Raw genomic sequence first — 24223 nt, 5'->3', positions numbered from 1 at the left:
TACAGGTTCAGTGGAAAAGGAGTTCGATATAATAAGCAATTAGTCCGGTACTTGCGTTCACCAGGCCGATACTTGCTCTCGCTGGCGTGGTACTTGCGGTTTGACGATGTTTACTTGCGGTATTAGTTGGCTTACTTGCGCTTGAGGGGGATTTACTTGCGGAACGGGATTTTTTTACATATAAACAAAAAACCCTCTCATCTGAGAGGATTTTTGTGTTATTGGCCTACGATTACTTGTGCTGTTAGGGTGTTGCCGTCTACGATGTAGGTTAGGTAGAAAGTGTCGCCTTTTTCTACGTCTTTAAATATTAGTGTATTGGTTCCATTGCCTGTTACGGTTGGTGCTATATTGTCCGCGTCTGCGTTAACTAGGTTGGTTGCTGTTATTTTGATACGGCTTGCTGCAGCTTTGGATATATCTTCACCGTACTGATCGGTAATTTTCAATACTGCTCTTAAATCAGCGGAAGAGATATTTACTGTTGCTGTTGTTGCCGGAACTTTTATCACTTGGTCCCCAATTATTAGGCCATTAGTTGGTTGAAGCTCGATACTACTTGCAAGTGGCTCTGCCTTTGTCACGATAATCTGTTGGTCAAGTGTTACTGGCTGACGATCAGCATTTACAATTACTTTTACTGGAACAGCCTTATCTTCTTTATCTACAATATCTTTTGTTCCTCGAACGGATAGTTTTCCGTTTAATATATTGTAAACGAGATCATTATGCCCAGTGATTACGGTATATTCAGCCTTTGGCACAACAAGTCTATTGCCATCTGATGTGATTCCGTAAACAATCAATTCGGTAGCATAGTTTTCTACTGATAGAATCGATGGGTTATCGTAAATTTGTGCAATAGGTTTCATTTCATAGGAAACGATGCTCGCTTTATCGATTACTCTTAGGTTCATATCATATGCACTAGACTCTAAGACCTGAGCGATACCTTTTGCATCTACTTTTTGTAAAGTCAGCTTGATCGCATCTGCCCCTTTTTTATTGCCTGTTACGGTTACTTCGTTTTTAGCTGAAATTACTTTGTTTGTTGAAACTTTTACTTTGTCATCCATTGCATCTACTTTAACGAGGTATTTACCAGCGTTCGCAGTTGTTTCAGCTGTTGCTAGGTTTGAATCATTTAATACAAACTCCCGATCATATTGATCTAACACAATAATTGACTCTTTGTTTAATGTAATTGCTCCGCCAACTAGGAGATTTGTTTCTAAGTCTTTTGTTGATACAATCTTATTTGCTTCTGCTTTCGCTTTAACTGTTATGCGAAGTGTTTCTGACCTCTTCGTTGCTGTTGTTGCTGTTATTAGTACTTGACGATCTTTTGTTGCTTTGGAGGAATCCGTTAATACTAGTTTTGCTTTGCCCGTCAATAGATCGCTTTCTATCGTAGCTTTTACATTCGCATCATTTGTTGTTACAGTCACGCCATTTGGCTTATTTAAAGTTACTGCACTCGTGATTTCATTGCCATCTATTCCTCGTATTTGGAACGGCACTTCTGTCTTTTCATCTGCAACAACTAGATTTGGAGTGTTAAGTGAAATCGTATCAGCTTTCACACCTTCCGCAACTACCACTACAAATTTAGTCGTTTTCCCAGTAGATTTTGAAGCGATTGAAATAGTTGTTTTACCAGTTTTCTTCGTTTTCGGTTGTTTTAGCTCAAGAACGGTCTGTTTTTGACCATCGATTATCAATTGTGAAAAAGTAGGTGAAGTTACACTTTTGTTCACATCAACAATCGTTGTATCTGAAATCGAAACAGTTACGTCTTTTGCGATATCTTGAAATGGCACTTCAAGGCCGTATTGATCGATTGCCTTTAAAACTAGATGAAAGTCTTCGTATGTAGCATCCGGATCTAAAGTTGCACTTGGATCCAATTCGTTATACACATTTTTAATACTCACTTCAGCTACTTTTGAAAGTTCCGAAACGCGAACATTTTTAGAGGCTGAGATGGAAGTCTTAGTATCCAATAAAGTAACCGAGATATTATCCCCCAGTTTAAAATTAGAGGATGCTGCAGCTTTGGTGATTTCTATAAATCCTTCAGTTGGCTTTACAGTTATACCACTACCAGCTCCTGCTACGTCTGTATTTGCTACTAAATTATGACTATAGGATGTCATATCTTCTCCGTATTGGTTTTCTACTTTATAAGGAATACGTACTTTATTTCCCGCAATATTTGGGATTGCTGCATTTTTTGGAAACTCAATTGCAGTCACTACTTCATTTGTTACAGTTGTCGATTTTGATAGGCTTGTCTCTGGGTTTCCAGTTACCGCAACATCATACGTTCCTGCTGTTAATCTGTCGGATAATAAAATCTTCGCCGATTTATTATCTTTTGCGAATTCAACACTGGAAATCTCTACATCTGAAGTTCCTTTTTTAACGGTAATTTTAGCAGAAGAATCTACTACTTTATTGAAAGTTACTGTTAACGCTTGGGCACCAGTAGCTTCGAATTTTGATATCTCTACTGGCTTCAATTCCATGACTTTTTTTAGAAACGTCGCAAATTGACCACGAGTAGTCGTGCTTTTAGGGTTAAATTTATCTAATGCAGGATTTGTAATATCATAATAATCAAGTACAGCGATATATGGACGAGCAATTTCTTTGGCGTTAGCCAAATCTTTTACATCACCTCTAAATGCTTGCTTTGCCACATAATCTTCTAAGTTAGTATTGTCTTCGGTATTCATCAGACGAACTAAGGCAATAGCCATATCTTCTCTTGTCATTTTTTGTTGAGCTAAAAGTTTATCTTCAGTTCCCCAAAAAATTCCGTTATCTTTGATCAATGCTGCATATTTTAATAGTTCGTCATTATCGTCAGTAAGTGCTATATCTGAAAAACGTGATTTTGTTTTATAGTTCTCCGGTACTACGAAGCCCTCAGCTACTAAATATTTTCCAATCAGTTTTACTACATCGGAGCGTATTAATGTTTTATTGGGTTTGAACGAACCATCTGGATAGCCGTTAATAACACCAGCTTCCACCAATGCAAAAATCGCTTCTTCGTGCGTGTTGCCGGTTGTATCTGAGAAACTTGCTGCAAAAGCCGTTGGTACAATCGCTGTTGCTACTAAAGATATAGCTACAGAACTAGCTAGAAACTTATTTTGTTTTTTCATATATGAATTTCCCCCTTTTTAATGGATATGACCGCAAAAATTAGACGAAATATACTGTTAATAGTTTCCCCTACTCCTAGTATATAACAAATTTATGAGGATAGGGGTGCTATTTTTGGAATTGTTGTGGGTTATGTGGTGGTCACAAGTTATACCTTTTTAATCGAAATTAAAATAAGCGGCTGATAAACTATCGGCCGCTTTGGTAATCTTATTTTATTTTAAATATGTTAGTGAATTGATAAGGATTTTAGCCGCTTGACCGCGTTTTGCAGTGTCTTCTGGCATGAATTTGCCTTCTGAACCACTTACAATTTTAAATGTAGCGAGCATGGAAATAGCGGTTTTTGTTTCATCGTCGTAGTGAGCAATATCCGTAAATGGTGCTGGAATTGCCACAGTATATGGATTTCCTGAAACGGATTCTACTGTTCGTTTCAGCATTAGTGCCAGCTGAGCACGCGTTATATATTCGGTTGGACGGAACTTCCCATTGCTTCCTTTTATAATGCCATATTGATAAGCGGCTGCAATCTCTGCTTGTGTTTCTGCAGCGTAAATTCCAATATCTCCGAATGGTGCCGCTTTGTCTGTTTTAAGTTTTAATGCATTTACGATGATTGAAGCTGCTTGTGCGCGTGTAATTTTATTTTCTGGTTTAAATGTACCATCTGGATAGCCCTTTACTATTCCTGCAGCAACAGCTTGTGTAATATAGTCCTTTGCCCAGTGTTGTTGGATATCCGGGAAAATTACAGGTGTTATTCCAGTAGTAATTGTAGCAGTTGGATTTACTGCACTCATATTGCCCGAAGCATCTAAAGCTACGACTGTAAATGTATATGCTTTATTTTCTTCTAGATTTCCTATTTCATATGTTAGGATGCCTCCAGTTACTTGCCCTACTAATTCTTTTCCATTATAAATAGCATAACCAGCTACTCCTGTATTGTCAGAAGCAGGCTTCCATGTCAATGTCACAGTTGTTTTGTTGGAAACTACTGTGGTTAGCGTATCCTTCGAAACCCATGGATAGTTTTCTACTAGTTTTTGGTTAAACAAGTCTGAAACTGCTTTATAACCATCCTCACTTAAATGGATATTTTGTGGATTAGGTAGGTTTGCTGCGTAATTTTCTGCAATTTTTTCAGCAGTTGGGATAAAAGTTGCAGTTGTGCCAGTCAATCCAGTTTTAATTGCCCCATTTAGACCATTTATCAGTTGAGCAATTTGCGGTTGGTATTTCGCATCTAGTTGTGGGAATGGATTATAATAGCCCATTATATATACTTGAACATCCGGATTAATCGTATAAATAGCTTTTAATATTTGACTATAATTAACGCCAACCTGTTGGATAGAAGTCATGATTTTTGCTAAATCCACGGCTGGAACACCAGTAGCAGCATCTACTTTAAAGTATGGTAGTATATCATTTGCTCCCGCGCTAATAGTGATTATATCTGCTCCAGTGATAGACTTATGCAACTCAGCGGTATCGCCTTCATTGCCAATTCCAAAGACAGGCTTGGTCGTATTTGCTTGAAGATCCTTTAAAATATCCGAGGTCGTATAACCTGGGTAACTAAAACCCTTGTTGAATGAGTTTAAAGCCTTCTTAGACTTCAAAGCCTCTGCGATGAAATCCGTATAGCCGTTTCCTAGCTTACTATCTGGTGTAACGCCAGTAGCCAATGAATCCCCAAGCGCTAAATAATTTACTGGAGTAACCCAAGTCGGTGCCTCTGTATCTGTTTCAGCTGCAAATGAAAGACCTGGAATAGCTACCAGCTGCAATACAAGCGCAAATACAAACAATAAGCTGAGTTTCTTCATAGCTTTTTTCAATTCTCTACCTCCCTTTTTCGAATAAAAAACTATCTTACAGATAATTATATTCTATTTTTGGGGTGCATAATCCTCTATATGGCAGCAGGTTCTTATACTTTGGCCCGATACTTGCGTTCACCTGGTGGATACTTGCTCTCGATGGAGCGGTACTTTCTGTTTGAAGGTTAGTACTTGCGGTTCTGTTTGGGTTACTTGCGCTCAGTGGAAGTTTACTTGCGGAGTGTGGTTTTATTCCATTATTTTGTCAGGACTGGGGGAAAGAATTGCGATGTAATTAGCAATTAGACCGATACTTGCGGTCACCTGGTGGATACTTGCTCTCGATGGAGCGGTACTTGCGGGTTGGCGGTGGTTACTTGCGGTTCTGCTTGGGTACTTGCGCTCAGTGGTGATTTACTTGCGGAACGGGAATTTATTCCATTATTTTGTCAGGACTGGGGAAAAGAATTGCGATGTAATTAGCGATAAGGAGATGTACCAGGTTATAAAAAATCCAATAGAATAGCACGCTAAATATAAAACATTCGAAATCACTACCAAGACAAAAAGAAAATCGCTACAGAAATCTCTCCGTAAGGTATATCATTATTCAATTATTCGATTCACGTAGTTTTCAGAATTTCTTTAGAAGATGGTAATCGAATTTGATGATATACTAGCAAAAAAAGAGTGTGGTTACCGTGGGTATGGATTTTTTCCAAGTAAATTTACCAACTGATTTTCTACCATTAATCAATTCTTTAAATGGAACAAATGTTGATAGTAAGGTAAAAGTGACCCTAGCCATTGGACTTTTTGTAGAAAAGCAGGTGACTCTTGCTAAGGCTGCTGAATTATCTGGTCAAACATTAGGTGAGTTTATCGACCTATTATGTGTAAAACAAATTCCATGGATGGAATATACACAAGAACATTTCACTGATTATGAACAAGCAATTCAAGATTTACTAGGAGATAGCAATGATGACAAAGAGTAATTTGACACCAATTATTGGATTGTCTATTAGGAAAACTTCATCTGCTAGCAGAATTATTTGAACGAGTATATGTACCCTAAGCTGTTATCAAGAAATTGTTCATGGTGAGAGTCCCCGACACTAATCAACTTAAATCCTGTACGGTCAGCCACATTTAGATATCCTCACAACTAGTGGTTTTCATATTTCAACAAGCTTTGATTCATCTGATGAGCATTAGGTAACCTCATTTTTACCCATCTCATACTCACCATAGTCTTCACGAAAAACAAAAAAGCTGCCAATGCATGATACGCCATGCATTGGCAGCTTCTCAAAAGTTCCTCATTAACTGATTGTCTATTGAGCTATCTTCATCCGTCTGTAATGTCTGATGATCATCAGCACGATTCCACCAACTACAAGCACAGTACCAAATAATATAAAAATAAATATATTTGACGGAGTGCTAGGTAGGCTTAGTCCGACTGATGTTGGACCGACGCTGGCAACCTGACCCATTGTCATGACTTGAACGGTCGAATTATCTTTTCCTTCCGCCGTAAAAGTGAAAACAAAATCGGACTCAAGTCCTTGAAAATCATTTCCAAGATGCTCTGGAAAACGAATCGTGATATCTAAGTTTTCTTCGGTGCCGCTTGTAAGATTTCTTTCTGGCAATGATTTAAATTCGGCCAATTTCCCTTGATACAATTCTTGATCACCTGCATTGATTTCCACCAACAGCTCATTAAAAAGTTTTTGTTCTCCACTGTTTTGTAATTGCATTTGGTAGACAAAATCTTTACTTCCGGAATTCTGAACTGTAATGGTCCGAGGCGCCCAATCACCGGGCTTCATGTTGCTGATATCAAATAAGTTTTCTTTCGTTGAAAGACTGATGTCTAATTCTTTCTCTGCTGTGTCGCTTTCACCATCTGCCAATACACTCGTCATAGGATAGAGACAGATCACGCTCATCAATAGAAGAAACGAGAATAACTGATAGAATTTAGTCATGGTAATACCTCCTTACATATGCTATAAACCATATCAACTAGGAGTATTCCCACTGTCTTCTCCTACTATATCCACTTGTTTTTTCGGACGCAATTCTATTACAGATAGCACTTTCCAAATCGTAAATGCAGAATAGATCAGCAACAGGAATCCAGGTATCAACAGCAGTAATGCACCATTCTTAGACTGCGAAAAATTAATGAAGTAACCGACGTAAGGTAATGTGAAACCAGTGTATTCCGCTACCACATTATCAGACAAAACCGGATTCATATCCTCTGCATTGTTGTTATCGCCTTTTGTACGGTAAAGTACGGAGTCTCCAGTTCTGACTACCTCTGTGATTCTATGTGTAATCAAAATGTCTTCTTCTGCCAGAAATGTAATGACATCGTCTTTTTCGAAGCCAGTTTTAACTACAGCCGATTTGACAGCGATAATAGATCCTGTTTGAATCCCTGGCTCCATCGATCCTGACAGAACTGTTTTTAACTGGTATCCAAAAAATTCTGGTTCTCCGCCGGAAGCTTTTGATATAACTACTACGGTAGCTACACAGATTAGCAGGATCATTAATATTCCCGTGACAATGTTATTTACCCACTTCTTTATCTTTGTCTTTTTTGTTTTCATTTTCGGTTTCGATCTCATTTATATCACCTTCCGCTTTCTTTATATTTTTACTTATTTTGCTGCGTCGGTTATTTCATTAGTTTCTGAAGTTTCATCTTTTGTGGAATCCTTTTCAGTCGAATTCTCATCCTTGGATTCTTTTACAGATTCATCCTTGATGTCTGATTCTTTTTGACTTTCATCGTTGGACTTCTGTGGGTCATCTACCTTGTTATCATCCACATTTACTTTATCTGCTGCATTTTCCACATTTTCTATTTCATTTTGTTGCTTAATGATCGGTTCAATCGTTTTTACGTCTTCTGGAACTTTTTCTTTTTGAATTTCTTCTTTAGGTTCATCATCTTTATTTTTGCAGTCTGCCTTGACTTCCTTACCTAAAGGAGCATCCTTTTCGTTCTCGCCTACAAGACTACCATCTTCGTTCTTACAATCGATCTTGCCCGCAGCGTCCTCTTCAACTATTTTTTTAGATACGGCGTTTTTGTCGCCACAGTCAATCTTACTTTCAACACTTGGTATTCCATCCTTTTCGCTTTCTTCCATAGGAATATCATCTTTTACTTCGTGTTCGACAATGATTTCATCGCCCGATAATGCATCTTTCTCGGTTTTATTCTTAGAAACTTCATCTTTGCCTTCGGTGACGATAATGGTTTCATCGCCCGCTATCTCATCAATGGTGATTTCCTCACCACATCCATTAATAGGGTCTTCCGCAACTTCCCATATATCGGCAGTGATTATCTGGGAAACCTCCGACTGGCTGCTTAAATATGCGGATGTGTCGGACGACATATAGCCTACGCCAAAGACGGCTAAGTATCCAATCATTGCTATTTTAGAAATCAGGATAAAATCGTATTTCTTTTTCTTATATCTGCGTCTACGCTTGTTTTTCAATCCGATTCCGCCTTTCTATTATTTATCATGGAATATCCTTAAATATATTCCTCAAAACACAAAAAAAGTTATATGTTGAGAAATATATATAAGGAATGGCACTGACGGATTGGTTAAATAAAATAAGGGAGGAGAAGGGCTCTCCTCCCCGATTATACGTTATTTCGATACACCTTTTGTCTGCTGTGCATCAAATTTCCACTTCAGTTCTAAAGTAGCAGCTTGGTAAGCATTTTGGTCAGCACCGCTATCATTGAATCTAAACTTCACGTACATATTATCCTTTGTACCAGCTTTGATACCGCTATCTTCCCCGCCTTGTATCCCAAAGAAGCTCGGTGATACATTTTTAACTGCATCCGGTGACATACTTGCCAATTCGCTTAATTTCTTGGATACAATTACATTACTAGCCCCAAGAAGACCGCTTTTATCGTCATTTCTAAGGAAGTCTACGACAATATGATCTCCAAAACCTGCTACCGATTCAGTATACTCAGTAGTCAAGAATATTTTGGAAATATCAAGGGAACCATTGTTTTCTAATTTAAATGTACGATTCATCCAGTCGCCAGGCTTAATGTTGCTCACATTAATGATTGTCTCCGGATTCACTGCCAAATCCAACGTACCCGCAGCGAATTGATTCGTGCTAGTTTCTACATCATTGAAATAAGCATAAGTTCCTCCGCCGATCATACTAATAGCTAATCCACCAGTTAAAATTCCCATTGCTAACTTTTGTTTAATACTCATTTTATATTTCCTCCAATTAGTTTTAGTTTTTAATTTTGGTATTGCTTTTCCTTACTCGTTTTCTTTTTCAGGCTTTGTTTCGAAGTTTACTTTTGCTTTTCATAAGGTAAACCTGGTTCCATGCACCATTTCATCGTATAAAAGCAGTATTACTTCGAATGTTGCATTTTGTTCTAAGTGGTTTATTACACCACTTTAGAGAATTGTTTGGCTAAATCTCTCAAGTTAGACTTGATTCCTCAGCCTGTAATAGCAATAGATAATAGAATTATAATGCCATGTTTTGCTTGATATACAATTCTAGATTTAAGCTTCTTTTTTTATGTCATTCACTGCCTCCTTAGACTTCGTTTTCATTTTGATCATCATGCAATGGAACTAACTTCAGTATATACAGTGCTAAACAATCCAGCCTCCCTCAAATGGGTACTTTTTGACTTTTCAGTATTCTTCTTTTGGATAGTTTCCTTGGTATACTTTCGTACCATTCAATATATTTTGGAAGAGCGTAATAAACTAAAAACTTTTAAAAAAAGTGTTTTCCGACAATGTTTATGGTGCATTCATGACATTCTACAAAAAGATAAATATACAAAATGAAGCCAGTGGGTCATAGCTATTGATTGGCTTCCTTTTTATTTGTTATGCAATTGTAGCTTTGTCTGAGTTCGTGGTTGAAAAACCATCACCAAATGCTGGAGGGAAATGGTAAAAGTAGCACAAAGTTATATAAAGAACCGATACCACTACCTAAAGCTCTGCAGAGATCTCTCCAGAAGACTTTCTCTTCTCTATCATTCTATTTTACTGAATAATGGTACTATGCAACACGGATATATGCCGGAGTTGATACAATAGCAATAGTGTAAATTGTGTGACACACAGGGACATTCCAACAACTTTTATATGACAAAAAAGAGCCGTCCCAAGGTCGACTTTCACCGACTTTGGGCACAGCCCCCTATACTTTTGAGTTTAATTGTGTGGTACACAGGGACACTTCACAGAATACCTCACCAAATCAGCTCAGCGAATTCGGGGTGGTCGATGAATGGGTTTCGATTGCCTTGCCATTTTTGGATAACGTTGTTACGATTTCTTTCGAATTCATCTACTGGATCTTGTTTATGCCATTCGAGTAGGACGGATAGTTTGCCATGGAAAGGATCTTTTCCATTATTAACTTTTTCGTTTAGTTCTAAATCTACTCTATCCCCGGCTTCATAACGCGTTGCCATGTAAAAGAGGATTCTTGCCACGTCACCTTTTACGTTAGCTGGAGGTTCAAATGAATCGGAGTCGCTTTTACATTCAGTGCAAATTTTCACTGAGCTACCACCGTTATCAAAGTCTAAATTTCCTCTAGAACCGTTTACTTGTACATCTGTTGGACGAAGGTGATGAATATCGGTTCCTGGACCTTTACTTGTTCCGAAATCACCATGGGATTTTGCCCAAGTGTGTTCGCGGTTCCAGTCTCCATTATTACCACCATTAAGTGTTTTACTTCTTGATAGACCAGAGTAGAATAGGATGACATTGTTTGGATTATTCGGGTCTTCATCTGTTTCGCGAAGTGCTTCCCATGCCTGGTCGTAAGAAAGCTCGGTATGGTCATCAATAATTTCATGTAATGCTGTTTTTAATGCTTGCCCTTCTTTTCCGAACGCATCTAAGTAATATGTATCAAGTGGTGATTCTTCATCGGAATCCACTTTAACCGTAACTGTAAAGCTTACAGTGGTAGACTTTTCACCATCATTTGCAGTAACACCAACAATATGGCTCCCTGCTTCAAGTTTTAATGTTAATGTAGCACCTTCAATAATTCCTTTTGTTGAAGTGAATGTTAGTTCATCTTTGTCAGGATCAGTGAAGTAATCTGATAGCAAGAAGGATAAAGTTTCTCCAGTTGCAACAGTTGAGTTAGGAATTGTTTTTTTGACAATTGGAGCTTTGTTTTCATTTGGAAAAGAAGGAACCTCTTCAATGAGGTTCCCTTCTTCGTCTATGAATTGAATGTTAGCTGCTGATGCTCCGTTAATGTATTCAATTGCTACATTTTCAGGAAGAGCACGAATTTGTTTTACGTTTGCTCCATCAATAATTACTTTTTGAATTGCTGTTCCTTTGAAGTCGATAATCGCACCAGCTTTAAGTGGTCTGATTGTTACTGTTTTATTTCCGAATCCTTCACCATGGAATTCTGCATAATCTCCAGTGAACAGAACGCCATTTGTGATTATTGTATTTTCACCTAGAGTGAGTGAAATACTTGGTTTCGTTATTGTTAATTGCTTCGTTGTAAGATTTTTGAAATCATATAGTTTTTCAGGTGAGATTGGCGTTACATCTACCTCTTCGTCTTCACCTTTTAGATCGATCTGAACCATTACAGGGTCGTGGTCACTTGCGCGGCCTTGAGCCTCTGTATAGTTTGCATTGATATGAATCATATCTGCTTTGGTTTTATTTTCTAAGTTTTTAGAAACAAGAATATGATCTAGTACCTGGTTGTTTCCTTGGAAGAAATAAGAGAAACGATCATTAGCTGGTACTTTATCTACCATATTAACCATTTCGTTACCTTTAAGTATTTCTAGTGCTTTTGTAAATTCGAAGTCGTTCATATCTCCAGCAAGAACGATATTTAAATTTGGATCTTTTGCTAATCCGTCTTTGATAAACGCATTAACAGTAGTAGCTAGTTTAAAGCGTTCTGCTTCCGAGCCTAAAAATGGAGGTTGTGAAGAGCCCCATAATGATTGGTCGCCGCCTTTAGAATTTAAGTGTGCTCCGATTACAACTACTTTTTCCCCTTGGAAGTCAAATTGAGCTGCGATTGGTTTACGTGTATCTACAAATTTAGATGGATTTAGGACCCCTGGATTCAACATTAAGTTTCCTTCTGCATCCCATGTATTTCCTTCTAAACCAGTGCCATTTTTACCTTTTACTAATGAAACACGTTCCGGATTGTAAAGGTAGCCAACACGAATGTTACCACCAGGTGCTCCCCCATTATCATTATCTTTAGGTGCAACCTCCGTCCATTGATACGTTTTTCCACCTGCTGCAGTAATTGCCGCGATTAAGCGTTCATAGTTTTTAGAACCATCGACAGTTCCTGAATTTGTTTCACCATCATTATCTTGGACTTCTACTAATGTAATAATATCTGGATTTTTCATATTTGTTACAAATGATTTTGCAATTCTAGTAACCTTTTCATCGGAAGTTGTCATAGAGAAATTTTCTATATTGTAAGATGCTACTGTTAGTTTATCCACAGAAGGCTCAATATGTGTCGTTTCTACTGTTCTGTTTCCTTTAACAAGTGTTGGTAATGTTTCAGGTAATACTCTGTATCCGTCAGATGTATAGGAGATTACTCCAATAACATCTCCGGCAAAATGATCTCCAGATGTAATATCAAGTGATCCCGTATTTGTTAAGAATATCTTTTCAGGATTATAGTCATCCGCGGCAATATTAAGTCCGCCTAATATATTGAACTCATTATTTGTTGTACTTTCCACTACGATTGGAGTAGCTCCACTATATGGAGGACCAACTACTTTTGCATTCGGGAATGAAAGTCGCATAAATTCTACTGATTCCCAGAAGTCGATACCGTCTTCCTCTGGATCAAATGAAGTTAAGCTATCATTATCAATTATTTTATTTGGTGGAATAATATCAGTTCCTACTACAAGTGCTGCTGGAAGTTCTGCCGTTCCATCAGTTGTAACTTTAGTTGCGTTAATGCGTGTCGTAGACAGATTGACGCCACCACCGTTTTCTGCCACAGTACCTGTCACTTTTACTTTATCGCCAACTTTAACACCATTTGCCGATTTATTTACTTGGATAGCTTCTGATGTTGTATTGTCATCATCTGCATTTTCCACATCTTGCATCACAAAGTTTGTCCCATCGATTACATGCGTTACTACTCCAGTCACATCTGTCACTGTAGCACCAACATATGGTGATTTATGATCTTTTCCTTGAATTTCTCGAATGATTACACCATCTGCTTTTATAATTGTATACGTAAATTTGTATACTTGACTTGCCGTCTCACTACTTACTGCAATTGCTTTAATAGTTGTTGTTCCAGTAGGTAAAGAGATTGGAGTATCGTATTTAGTACTCGCTTGAGTTGGTTCCGATCCGTCCAGTGTGAAGTAGATTTCAGCACCTTCCAAACCTGATCCAAGTTCAATCTTCGTATCTACCGGTACCGTTCCTTCATATGCTGAAGAGTAAACTGCAGGTTTGTTCACTAGGTCAAAGCTTTCAAGACCCAATGTTTTAAGTTGGAATGTAGTTCCATAGATCGCCGCGATACCTGTAAGATTTACTTTATCGCCTTCTTTAAAAAACTTGATAAAATCAGCATATGCAATTCCTGTACGATTATCATGACGTACAAGAACCTTTTCACCATTTTCCGCTAATGCTTGAAACTCAAAAGTTCCATAATTATCAAATGTTAATTCAGTTATAGCAACATTTTTTAAATTTACTAATTCTCCTTGCGTATCTTCGTTCACTCCAGATGGATCTATAACTTGAGCTTCTGGAATGCTATTTTCTGATGAAATTACTTCAATAGTAGGGTTTTCAATTTCTACTTCATTTGAGTAAACTATTACTTTACCAGTTACTTTAACTTTGTCCCCTGGTTGAACATTTGCTGAGCTAGCGTATACATACATACCCGCTGTTTCATCTTGCATATAGAATGCTCCATTGCCCCATAATCCAGGATTAGTAGTAACAATTCCTTCAATTTGAACTGTTTCGTTTAGAGCTTTACGAGCGTTAGTGATGGATAGAGCTTCAAGTACAGTAAAAGTGAATGTTGATACTTCACTATTTCCTAATTCTTCCTTTACCGCAATTGCCTTCACTGTAGTTGCCTCATTAATAATAATTGGCGTTGTATATGGCGTACTTTCAATAGTAGGATCCGTTCCATCTATCGTATAGTAGATTGTTGCTCCAGCAGTTTTAGTTGATAATGTAATTTCGGTACCTGCTGAAACACTTGAAGATGGTGTAGATGCTGTTACAACTTCAACTAAATTAGGATCTACTGGATCAGTAGGTACTTCATTCGCAAAAACCATAGAAGTTGGTGATTTAAGTCCTGCATGATTTCCAAAATATTTTTCAAGTGATCCACTTATTACTACTTTTTTCCCTATATTAGTTGGATTTGTCTGTAAACCAAAATCGGTTCTTAACGAAGCTGGTGAAGTTGGCAATTGAACATATAGCATTTTTGATAAATCAGTTTCTCCAGGAGTTGAAGCAATTGCATAATTGGTATTTGAAGTAGCAGTACCTATTACACTTGTTTCACTCACTACAAAACCTACTACATAACCTTCCACTGATATATTTTTACTCGCACCTACTACATATTGTCCAATTGCTTCATCAACTGTTATTGGCGTCTCTGCTGATGCACTTGTTGCTGATATGAAAGGTGTCATCATTGAAACTACTAGTAAGAAGGCTAGCATAGTCTTACTAATAGCATGATTTAATATACCTTTATTTTTCATCCAATTCACTCCTAGAGTTTTTTTATTAACTTTTATTATTTTAAATACAAAGCCTTCAAACCATTAGGAAGAAGGGCTTTGTACTAAATATTTTAAAGAATTGTTTCTCCAGCTACTGTCAAACCATCAAAGTTAAATACATCTCCATCAAGTCCTGAAAAATCTGCATTTCCTTTAACCTCAATGTTTGTCATAGAGAACGTTTCTTGAGGGGTACCAGTTAGTATCAGATCTCCCATGATTACCGCGTTTTCTAGTTTTTCTGCTTCTGTAACAGATACAATTATGTTACCTTCATAAACTTTTGGTTCTTCGACCGTACCAGAGAAATCAGCTGCAGAAACTGGTGTTGCTGGAACTCTAGTGCCATCAAATTCATATACTGCAACTGTTCCTGACATTTCATGTGTTGCTGCAAGTAATGCGTTACCTGTCGGGCTTTCAGAAGCTGGTATGAATCTTAAACCTTCTGGAGCTACATCTCCTTTGACATCTCCAGAGAAGTCACGGCTTGTAATGAATGTCACAAACTCTGCACTTGATGGGTTAGTAAGATCATAAACCATAATACCGCTGATCCGTTCTAAAGCGATAAATGCGTAAGTCTTTCCATTCATTTCTCCAGTTACTACCGATTCCGGTTCTGGACCTTTACTATTACTGCGATCATCTACTTTTACATTGTCATTACTTACGTTGAAGTATTGTTTTAGTCTTGGATCGTTTGCAATGATAGATTCGAAATCACTTCCGCTATCAAATGCTAGCTCCATTGTTTCTGCATTAAAGATAGAGAAGCTACGTCCGCCGTATCCATAAAGCGCTTCGTATACTCCTGCTTCATTTTTCCCATCTTCCGTTGTAATTTTATAATCTTTTAGTGTCGTTAAGTCAAATGCATCTAGCTCAGTTTGTGTATATCCGGCATAATTATCTGCATTCAACTTAACGTCTTTAATTATTTTTTCTACTTTTTTATCTTCACTAAATCCTTCATAGTCACGTGCATCACCTTCGTTAGGTGTGATGATGTACGTTTGAGTCGTATCACCTGTAGCTACCGTGAAAGTTTCAATTGCATCTGGCATATAGAAGGAAAGTATAGGTTGTTTCTCTAGTTTTACTGCTCCATCTTTGAGCGCATCTAGTTCATTACCAGGTTTTGAAAAATCTTTCACGCCAAGTCCTTTAACATGTAGGATTTCACCATTTTTAAGATCTACGGTTGCGATTGCATTATTTTCTTGTAGGGAAACGTACGCTGTTTGGCTGTCGGCAGACACTGTTACATATTCAGGTTCTAATTGTGCCAAGTAAGATTTGCCTTTACCTTGATAAGACATACGTACCTTATCGTCTAGCATTTCTTCAGTAAATTGTAGTTCCTTATGATCATAAGTTTCTACATCAATGATCGAAATAGATCCTGCTGGATCAATTAAATCAGAACTTTTTTCCGCATTATCAGCTGGTTCACCTTCATTTGCAACAATTGCTTTTTTACCATCTGGAGTGAATGTCACCATGTCTGGTAATGCTCCAACTTGGACAGATTTCAAAAATTCTCCGTCTTTCGTTGCAAATATGATGTAGCCTCGTTCTGTTTTTGGATCACTCACAGCAGAAATTGCGATTAAATCTTTCGTTGGATGGGAAGCAATACTAGTAATATCAGCTACCCCATTAATGTTAAAGCTTGATAATAGAACTCTTTTAGTCTCTGTAATTCCTGTTAATGTGCCAGATTTCAAATTTTCGAATGATACAATATCAAAACCTTTCACTGCACCATTTGTTACAAAAGCTTTTTTCAAATTCGCATCGTATGCTAAAATCTCTGTCCCCGTTTCTCCTTTACCGCTGTCATAGCGAGCAATTTGAGAGACTGCTAATTTTTCAGGGTTCGTGTTATAGAATCCTGTGATTGGATCTGGAATTGGTTCTACAACTTGTCCTGCAACGTCTACAATACGACCTTCGATTTCAGCTGGGATTGAATTTTTTAAAGATATTAAGTGGTCTCTTAAGTTCTCCCAGTCTGATAAACCAAGATCTGTAACACGACCTTGTTCATACGCTTTTTTAAGAACGTTATAGCCGTCTCCACCTTTAGCAGTGAATGCGTTTGTCGCTACTGTATATGTCTTAGCTTCTTCGATTTCAGTGTAAGAGCCATCACCATTTTTATAAGCAATTGATACTACACGTTGTCCAGCTGGTTTTGAAGAATCGAATTTTACTTTCGCACCGGATACATGTAAGAAACCGCCACTTTCAAGCGGATACACGCTAACACTTAGTTCAAATGCCTCTCTTAATTCTGCGCCAGTTACGTTCATTGTTGCTAATGTGTTACCAAATGGAAGTACTGCAATTACTTGTCCTACTGTCACATTACCAGCTGGAATTGTAGTGCGGATTCCCCCACCGTTTTGGAAAGCCATAACAACGTTGCTGTTGAATTCTTTTGCTTTTTCAAGCATGCCATCTGTGATTAAGTTCCCTAGAATTGTTTCATTTTTACGTACACTTGGTTGTAGTTCTGGATTAGCTCCGCTTGTACGAGGGTTTTCTAGTGTATTTGCAAGCGTTACTCCAATTTTTTCTTTCTCTATTGCTGAAATTTTATCTGCATATTCTTTTAACATTTCTTTTGCTTCGAGATCATCTGGAATTACATATAATGTTTTTCCGTTTTCATCCTTTTTATCTTTACCCGCTGCATCTTTTTGCGTTTCGTTGATTGCAATTAACTTTCCTGCTTGCCCTATTACTACCCCGTTTTTATCAAATTCAACATCTAGTGTCCCTAAGAAATCTGAATATTGGTAGGCTTGTACAATAATTGTTGGTGCTTTTGTATTACCGCTTTTGTCTTCGTTTACAACTACTGGTTTATCTAGTTGTGTATGGCTGTGTCCTCCAACAATTACGTCAATTCCAGGTACGTTTGCAGCAAGTTCTCTATCGTTATCTACCGCTGGATTGTCATCGTATCCAATATGTGTAAGTGCAACGATTTTGTTAACTCCCATTTCTTCAAATTCTGTAACCATCTTTTTCGCATCTTCAATATAGTTCGAGAATGTAATCTTTCCTGGACTTGAAATGTCTGCTGTTTCAGCAGTTGTAAGCCCAAATATACCTACTTTTTCACCGTTTATTTCTTTTACAATTCCTGTGTAAATATTTTTTGCTTCAGGTGTAGAAGTAATTTTTGTATTAAACAAACCTTTGAATAGTTCATCTTTTGAAAAATCTACGTTTGCGGATACAAATGGGAAATTTGCAGCTTCAATGAAATCAACTAATGCTTTGTGACCGTCTGCTGATGAACCAAGATCGAACTCATGGTTACCAAATGTCATTGCGTCAACTTCCATTAAATTCATAAATGCTAAGTCTGCTTGACCTAGGAATTCATTGAAATATAATGTGCCAGAGAAAACATCCCCTGCATTTAATAACAATGCATCCGGTTTAACTGTGCGTACTTCTTTTACTGCTGTAACAAGCCTTGGTGCTTTGTCCGTATTAGCATGTATATCATTTACGTGCATTAAAGAAAGGTTAAACGTTTTCCCATCACCGTTATTTGGTGGATTTGGATCCGGATTTGGGTTTGGATTCGGACTTGGATTCGGACTTGAATTTCCACCATTAGAAGTACCGCCGCTATTGATTTGATCGAAATTTACAATAGCATCTTTTGCCGTTGTTCCTTCTGGGAGATCAAAGCTATCGACTTTTGTTCCTGCACCTAATGTGATTGCAGTACCTTTAATCGCAACAGTCATTTTGTCGATTTTTCCGGTTGTTTGAAGCTTTAGATTAATCTTAGATACGACAGTGACATTTTTGATATTGGCTGTTCCATCAATCGACAATGCATTAGGCGTGTCTATTGAGAGATTGTCCACTGATGCATCAAGCGTTACATTCGTCGCTCCTTTTTTGATGTTCACTTTTGGCAATGTAATTCCTTTATCGGCTTTTAAATGGACGTTCGATAAAAGAGTGAATCCTTGAGCTGTTGAATTTCCTTTTACTTCAATTATTACTTTATTACTCTTTGACACTTCTACAGTTTGGATGCTAGAGTCTGTAAAAACAAAACTCGGTTCTTTAGCTTCTACAGCAGCTGCAGAAAGTACATTATTGCCTCTGCTTATAGAGTTTTTATCAGTAAGATTCGTTTTCCCTAGAACCTTGATGTCAAAAGCTTTGAAACTATTTTCTACTTCTTTGCCTATTTCCAAATCTTTTGCAATCGTTAAGTTTTTCAATGAAACATAGTCACCATTAACACGTAACGTCCCTGCAAATTTAGAGCCTTGTCCATCTAGTACTATATTGTTTGTTTCATTGCCATTTGCTGTAAGTTCAATCGAAGTAATTCCAACGATTACGCCGTCTTTAACTGTATATTCCAAAGCCGCTCCTAAAAGAGCTGCCGAATTTGAAGCATTTAATATTTTCTTTAAATCTGCCGACAAAGCATATGTTCCAGTGGATAACTCAACTAACTCATTTGTTATGCCAACCAATTTCGCCGTTTTTTGTACAGGGGATTCACTTCGAACAATAAACGATGCCATTTGTCCTCTAGTAACGTGAGCGTATGGTGCAAATGTAGTTGGAGTGGTACCTGTTGTAATATTATTTGCGATCAGTGCTTGGACATAATCTGCGTACCAATCTCCAGTTTTCACGTCAGTAAATGGAGTATTTGTAAGCTTTACTTCATCTAGTTTAAAACCAAGACTAATGATTTTGGACATCTGTGCACGCGTAAGTGGTTCGCCCGGCTTAAACGTTTTGTCGTTATACCCCTCGATTACCCCTGCTTCGACAAGTGCTGCAATTGGTCCATAATACTCATCTGTCACTTTCACGTCTTTGAATCCTGGGTTTTTCACATTTTCCATATTCATCCCAAGTGTTTTCGCTAAAACACTTGCCATTTGTCCTCGAGTTACTGATTGATAAGGTTTAAAAGTACCATCGCCAAAACCTTTTACAATTCCTCTAGAAGCCAAACTTCTAACACTCTCATAGAAATGTTCAATATTCTTTACATCTGAAAATGAAGGAACTTTCACCTCTTCGGCTAGTGTATTTACTGGTACAGCTGTTGTAACCGTTCCAGTTAACACCACCGTAGCTAATGTCGCTCCGAATAATCTTTGATAAGAACTAGCATGCTTTTTCATTTACTGACCTCCTCTAGTCATGGGATCAGATTAATCCCTAAGTAAAGGTTACCATGCCAAAATTATTTTTAATGTTAAGTGATTGTTAATACTTTATTCCTATAAAAATTAAAGCTAAATTAAATGGATTTGCCCCAAAAATAGAGGGAAAACTAACGAAAATCCACGCTTTTCTTTAGTTTGTGGTTTATTTTTGAAGACAATTCTTTTCTATCAATAGTTTTAGTTTTAGTAGATTACTAAATTATTGTAAAAATTATAAAGTTTTAAAATGAGTGCTTTTACAACAAAAATAGACAAATAAAAAAAACAGACACAAACTTAGATGTCTGGACTAAATTATGGGGACCCAAAGGAAGTCATGAAAAACGCTATTAGCATACTATAGTTATATTAATAATAGGAGGGAAATTCATTGTCTAATACTTATTTAGATTTACTGGCTTATTTTGGAATTGGTGGTGCACATCCTGGTGGATTTAGTCTAACCAAATCTATATTGGAAAATGAAAATATTCAACCAAATGAATCTGTGTTAGATATAGGTTGTGGAACAGGACAGACTGCAGCTTTCTTAGTTGAAAGATTTAATTGTCAGGTGACAGCGATTGATAATCACCCGATTATGGTAGAAAAGGCTAAGCTACGATTGAAAAAAATGGAGGCACCAGTCAAGGTAATGGAAGGAGACGTACAAAACTTGGATTTTGTCGATAATTCTTTCGACTTAATAATAGCCGAGTCTGTTATAGTTTTTACTGATATTTCAAGGTCGTTAAAGGAGCTTTCTAGAGTTTTAAAAAGTGATGGGCATTTAATCATGGTTGAAATGACAGCTGAACAACATCTGTCAGAAGAAAAGCAAAGAAAAGCATGTAATCTATACGGCATCAATGAAATATTAGATAAAGAAGAATGGATATTGCGGTTACATCAAGCTGGATTAACTCAAGTTGAAATGATAAGTACTCCATCTGGGCTTATTGAAAGCGAAATTAATGACATAAATCCATCGAAGAACATTCATATGGACCTCTATGAATTATGGGAGGAGCATAACAAATTTATGCTTCATAATCAGGATTTGATCGGCTATCGTGTATTTAAATGTTGCAAATCATAAGGAAATATTAATACAAAAAGAATAGCCTTGCAGAAATCACTTTCCACAAGGCCTTCTATTATTGATTTAATCAATCAACTCTACAAAATATAATTCTTAAAAACTACTCGATAGTTACAGTAGTTGCAGCAAATGCGTTAGCGGTATTACTCGCAACGTCGCGGATATATGCTGGATTTGCTACAGTAGCAACAGATAAAGCACCTTTGTAGTCAGCGTATTTATTTACTAAAGCTACAGTTGCGATATCGTTGTCCGCAGATGCGGTTACTGTATAATTATCCCCAGCTTTTAATCTGTTACCTGCCGCATCAGTAATGACTAAATCACTAGCCCATAGAGCAGTAGATGCTGATAGGCCTTCATCAAAATCAATAGTGAAATCAGAAACATCACCGGTTGCTGTATTGTTACTTATTAATAATTTCCCGTCATTACCTTTCTCCACACTTGGAGCAATCCCATCTTTCACTGGTATGGTGATTGGTGAATTTGGAGTTCCAAATGTATTAGTTAAAGCACCAGCTGTAGCTACAACTTTTAATTGTTGGTTTGGTGCAAAGCTAAATGTGGTACCGTTAGCTGCAAGTGTTAAAGTAACAGTTGCTTTCCCATCGTTATTTTCATAGGAAGCTCCACCAAATGTAAATGTTCCAGCAGGTGATGGATCAGATACAGTAAACATGGATGGATTCAATGAGCCTTGTAGTTCTTGGTTTAATTGGAACTTAACAGTTTTATTAGTAGCTGTCAAAGCAGAATCTTTTATAAGAGAGACGTCATCTAAAGCATCATTCGATACTGTTTTTAAAATGAAATCCGTGTTGCTATATACATTCCCTGCTGCATCTTTAAGTGAACCACTAACACGTACTCCATTAACATTATTGATAGCTGTATTTCCCGCAGGTAAGCGAATCTCGATGGTTGAATTATTAATAACGACGATTGAAGTACCAGCCGGGTAATCAACCATTTTGTCATTATTACGCAAACTATAATTAGAAAGAGTTGTTAACCCTTCTGTGCTCATCGCTTCGCTAAATGTAACTCGGATATTATTTCCACTTTTAACTGCACTTTTAACATCCCAGGCTGTTGAATCAGGGATTGCAACGTCTATAGTTTGTGAAGTTAATTTATTTTTTTCATAGGATAAGTCTTCTACATTCTTAACTACTAATGCGTAAGACCCTGGTTTTAAGTTTGTAGACAACGTAACGGTTACGGTCTTTTTCGCATTGTCGTAAGCGAAAGTAGCGCCACTAAGTGATACAGCTTTACCAGCAGAATCTGTTAAAGCATAATTTGCTGCTAATTCTGCAGTTGATTTATTAACTTCTTCTGAGAAAGTAATAACAAATTTTTTGTCAGTTGAAGCATCTACTTTTGTAACAGAAGGGGCAGTTTTGTCTGAAACTACGCTAGCTGATAATTCTGTCGATGCAACGTCATTACCCCAAGCATCTTCAAAGGCATTTTCTTTTGTGTTTAAAAATAACTTCGAAGTGCCCTCTGGAAGTGGTGTAGCAAACTTCACTGTAAAAGTATCAGCAAAACCATTTACTGGATTCACAGGAGTAAGACCATTTCCTACATAATTTGCACTGTTATTAACAGTATGATAGAACGAAACATTACTAGCGTTTGCAACTTTAACTGGTTTAGAGAATTTAAAAGTAACTCGATCTGGTGCTGCTTTGTCAATTGTAACTGTTGGTACGGTTGTATCTACAGCATAGTTAAAGTCTTTAGTAGTTTTAGCTACTTTAAATGCAGCGTAGTCTTGGCCACCCTCTATGTCAAGTGAGTGTTCACCTGTTGTAGGAGCAACACCCAATTCAACTACCGCTCTTGTATGATTGGAAGGATCAAGTGCAACCGCTGTTGAGATAGAACCATTATCTAATTTAACAGTTGGAGCAACTTTTAAAGGTTCAGAGAAGTTAATCTCTACTGAACGTGGACCAACTGTACGAAGATTTTCAACTGTTGGTGCAGCTCTATCAAAGAATGTTACATTTCCATCGAATTTTTTGATAGCCATATTTTTTTCATTTACTACGTCTTCTGCAGTAACTTTCACTTCATCTTGTTGACGAGCTTCCGTTCCAAGTGATACAAGTACAGTTTTTCCATCTGCTTGTAGTTCTACAGAACCGTTTGTTAAATCTGCAGTGGCACCAGAAGTTACATCAGTTAAGGAATAATTAGCAATATCCTCAGCAGATGCTTTATCTACTTTTGTGTTAAACGTAATAGAGAATTGCTTTAAGTTATCCGCACTTACGGAAAGCACTTCCGGAGTTGGATCCACAACTTCTGGATGAGCAACATCATATGAACGGTTTAAGAATGAAGCCATTTGACCACGTTTAACGTCTCCCGTTGGATTGAACGCAGAAACTTCGGTTACACCATTTTCAGATAAAATATTGATGTATTTTACATATTGGTCTTGTGCTTTAGCATTGTCAGTAACTTTCGACTCGGCTCCGGCAAGATCCTTTAAATCGAATCCGTTCACAAGTACTTGCGCCATTTGTTGACGAGTAATATTGTTTGCAGGCATTAAGTTGTTATTGCTGCCTCTGAAAATCCCAGAGTCTTTAACGATTAAAGAAGCGTTATATAATTCTTTGTCACCATGTGTTTTTGGAACATCCTTAAACGGTGTTACTTTATCTGCTAATTTATTAGCAGATATATACTCTTCGAAAGTTTTATAGTCAGATTGAGAAATCACGTATTTCGCAAGAGATTTCACTACACCTTTACGGTCAATAGAGTTTTCAGGTTTGAAAGTACCATCTTTATAACCATCGAATAATCCACGTTCAACAGCTTGCATAATTGCAGCGTAGTGTGTATGCGTTGGAGCTACATCTGAAAAATCTGTTGCAGCAGTTTTTACCTCAGCTGCTAAAGCAGTTGGTGCGATTGCTGTTGCTACTAGGGTAGCCGTAGCTACACCAGCTGAAAACTTACGATATTTTTTTGATTTGTTAGTCATATA

11 protein-coding genes are annotated in these 24223 nt (G+C 37.4%); 2 read left to right on the top strand and 9 right to left on the bottom strand.

Annotated elements, in window-relative coordinates; genetic code table 11:
- Nucleotides 1-218: 218 nt before the first annotated feature.
- Both ACN6MX_RS02470 and ACN6MX_RS02465 read right to left on the bottom strand, forming a co-directional pair.
- Nucleotides 219-3173: an S-layer homology domain-containing protein gene (locus ACN6MX_RS02470; RefSeq protein ID WP_419961102.1), complete on the bottom strand. Its 2955-nt coding sequence runs from the start codon at nucleotides 3171-3173 to the stop codon at nucleotides 219-221.
- A gap of 216 nt (nucleotides 3174-3389) precedes the next feature.
- A complete protein-coding gene (locus ACN6MX_RS02465) occupies nucleotides 3390-5021 on the bottom strand; it encodes an S-layer homology domain-containing protein (RefSeq protein WP_419961101.1) in 1632 nt (543 codons plus the stop codon).
- Nucleotides 5022-5710: 689 nt separating this feature from the next.
- Between ACN6MX_RS02465 and ACN6MX_RS02460 the strand changes: the two genes are divergently transcribed.
- A complete protein-coding gene (locus ACN6MX_RS02460; RefSeq protein ID WP_419962538.1) occupies nucleotides 5711-6001 on the top strand; it encodes a UPF0175 family protein in 291 nt (96 codons plus the stop codon).
- A 339-nt stretch (nucleotides 6002-6340) separates the two neighbouring features.
- On the opposite strand, the gene ACN6MX_RS02455 is transcribed toward ACN6MX_RS02460, so the two are convergent.
- The 6 genes from ACN6MX_RS02455 to ACN6MX_RS02430 all read right to left on the bottom strand — a co-directional run bounded on the left by ACN6MX_RS02455 (nucleotide 6341) and on the right by ACN6MX_RS02430 (nucleotide 20084).
- Nucleotides 6341-7000, bottom strand: coding sequence for a hypothetical protein (locus tag ACN6MX_RS02455; protein ID WP_419961100.1), 660 nt, complete (start codon nucleotides 6998-7000; stop codon nucleotides 6341-6343).
- 33 nt (nucleotides 7001-7033) lie between these two features.
- Nucleotides 7034-7651, bottom strand: coding sequence for a signal peptidase I SipW (sipW, locus tag ACN6MX_RS02450; RefSeq protein ID WP_419961099.1), 618 nt, complete (start codon nucleotides 7649-7651; stop codon nucleotides 7034-7036).
- Between the two features lie 33 nt (nucleotides 7652-7684).
- Nucleotides 7685-8536: a hypothetical protein gene (locus tag ACN6MX_RS02445; protein ID WP_419961098.1), complete on the bottom strand. Its 852-nt coding sequence runs from the start codon at nucleotides 8534-8536 to the stop codon at nucleotides 7685-7687.
- Nucleotides 8537-8695: 159 nt separating this feature from the next.
- Nucleotides 8696-9292 carry a TasA family protein gene (locus ACN6MX_RS02440; protein ID WP_419961097.1) on the bottom strand — a complete coding sequence of 199 codons (597 nt, stop codon included), beginning with the start codon at nucleotides 9290-9292 and terminating at the stop codon, nucleotides 8696-8698.
- A gap of 1013 nt (nucleotides 9293-10305) precedes the next feature.
- Nucleotides 10306-14871 carry an endonuclease gene (locus ACN6MX_RS02435; RefSeq protein ID WP_419961096.1) on the bottom strand — a complete coding sequence of 1522 codons (4566 nt, stop codon included), beginning with the start codon at nucleotides 14869-14871 and terminating at the stop codon, nucleotides 10306-10308.
- A gap of 92 nt (nucleotides 14872-14963) precedes the next feature.
- Nucleotides 14964-20084: a choice-of-anchor I family protein gene (locus ACN6MX_RS02430; RefSeq protein WP_419961095.1), complete on the bottom strand. Its 5121-nt coding sequence runs from the start codon at nucleotides 20082-20084 to the stop codon at nucleotides 14964-14966.
- Between the two features lie 415 nt (nucleotides 20085-20499).
- Here ACN6MX_RS02430 and ACN6MX_RS02425 point away from each other — a divergent pair, with 415 nt between their 5' ends.
- Complete coding sequence (locus ACN6MX_RS02425; protein WP_419961094.1) at nucleotides 20500-21207, top strand: class I SAM-dependent methyltransferase; 708 nt, start codon at nucleotides 20500-20502, stop codon at nucleotides 21205-21207.
- Between the two features lie 103 nt (nucleotides 21208-21310).
- Here the strand turns inward: ACN6MX_RS02425 and ACN6MX_RS02420 are convergent, their stop codons facing one another.
- On the bottom strand, nucleotides 21311-24220 hold the full coding sequence (locus ACN6MX_RS02420; protein WP_419961093.1) for an S-layer homology domain-containing protein: 2910 nt from the start codon (nucleotides 24218-24220) through the stop codon (nucleotides 21311-21313).
- Nucleotides 24221-24223: the final 3 nt, after the last annotated feature.

The organism is Psychrobacillus sp. BM2, assembly GCF_048572895.1.
Classification (GTDB): domain Bacteria; phylum Bacillota; class Bacilli; order Bacillales_A; family Planococcaceae; genus Psychrobacillus.
This window is presented reverse-complemented; position numbering and strand designations above follow the sequence as displayed.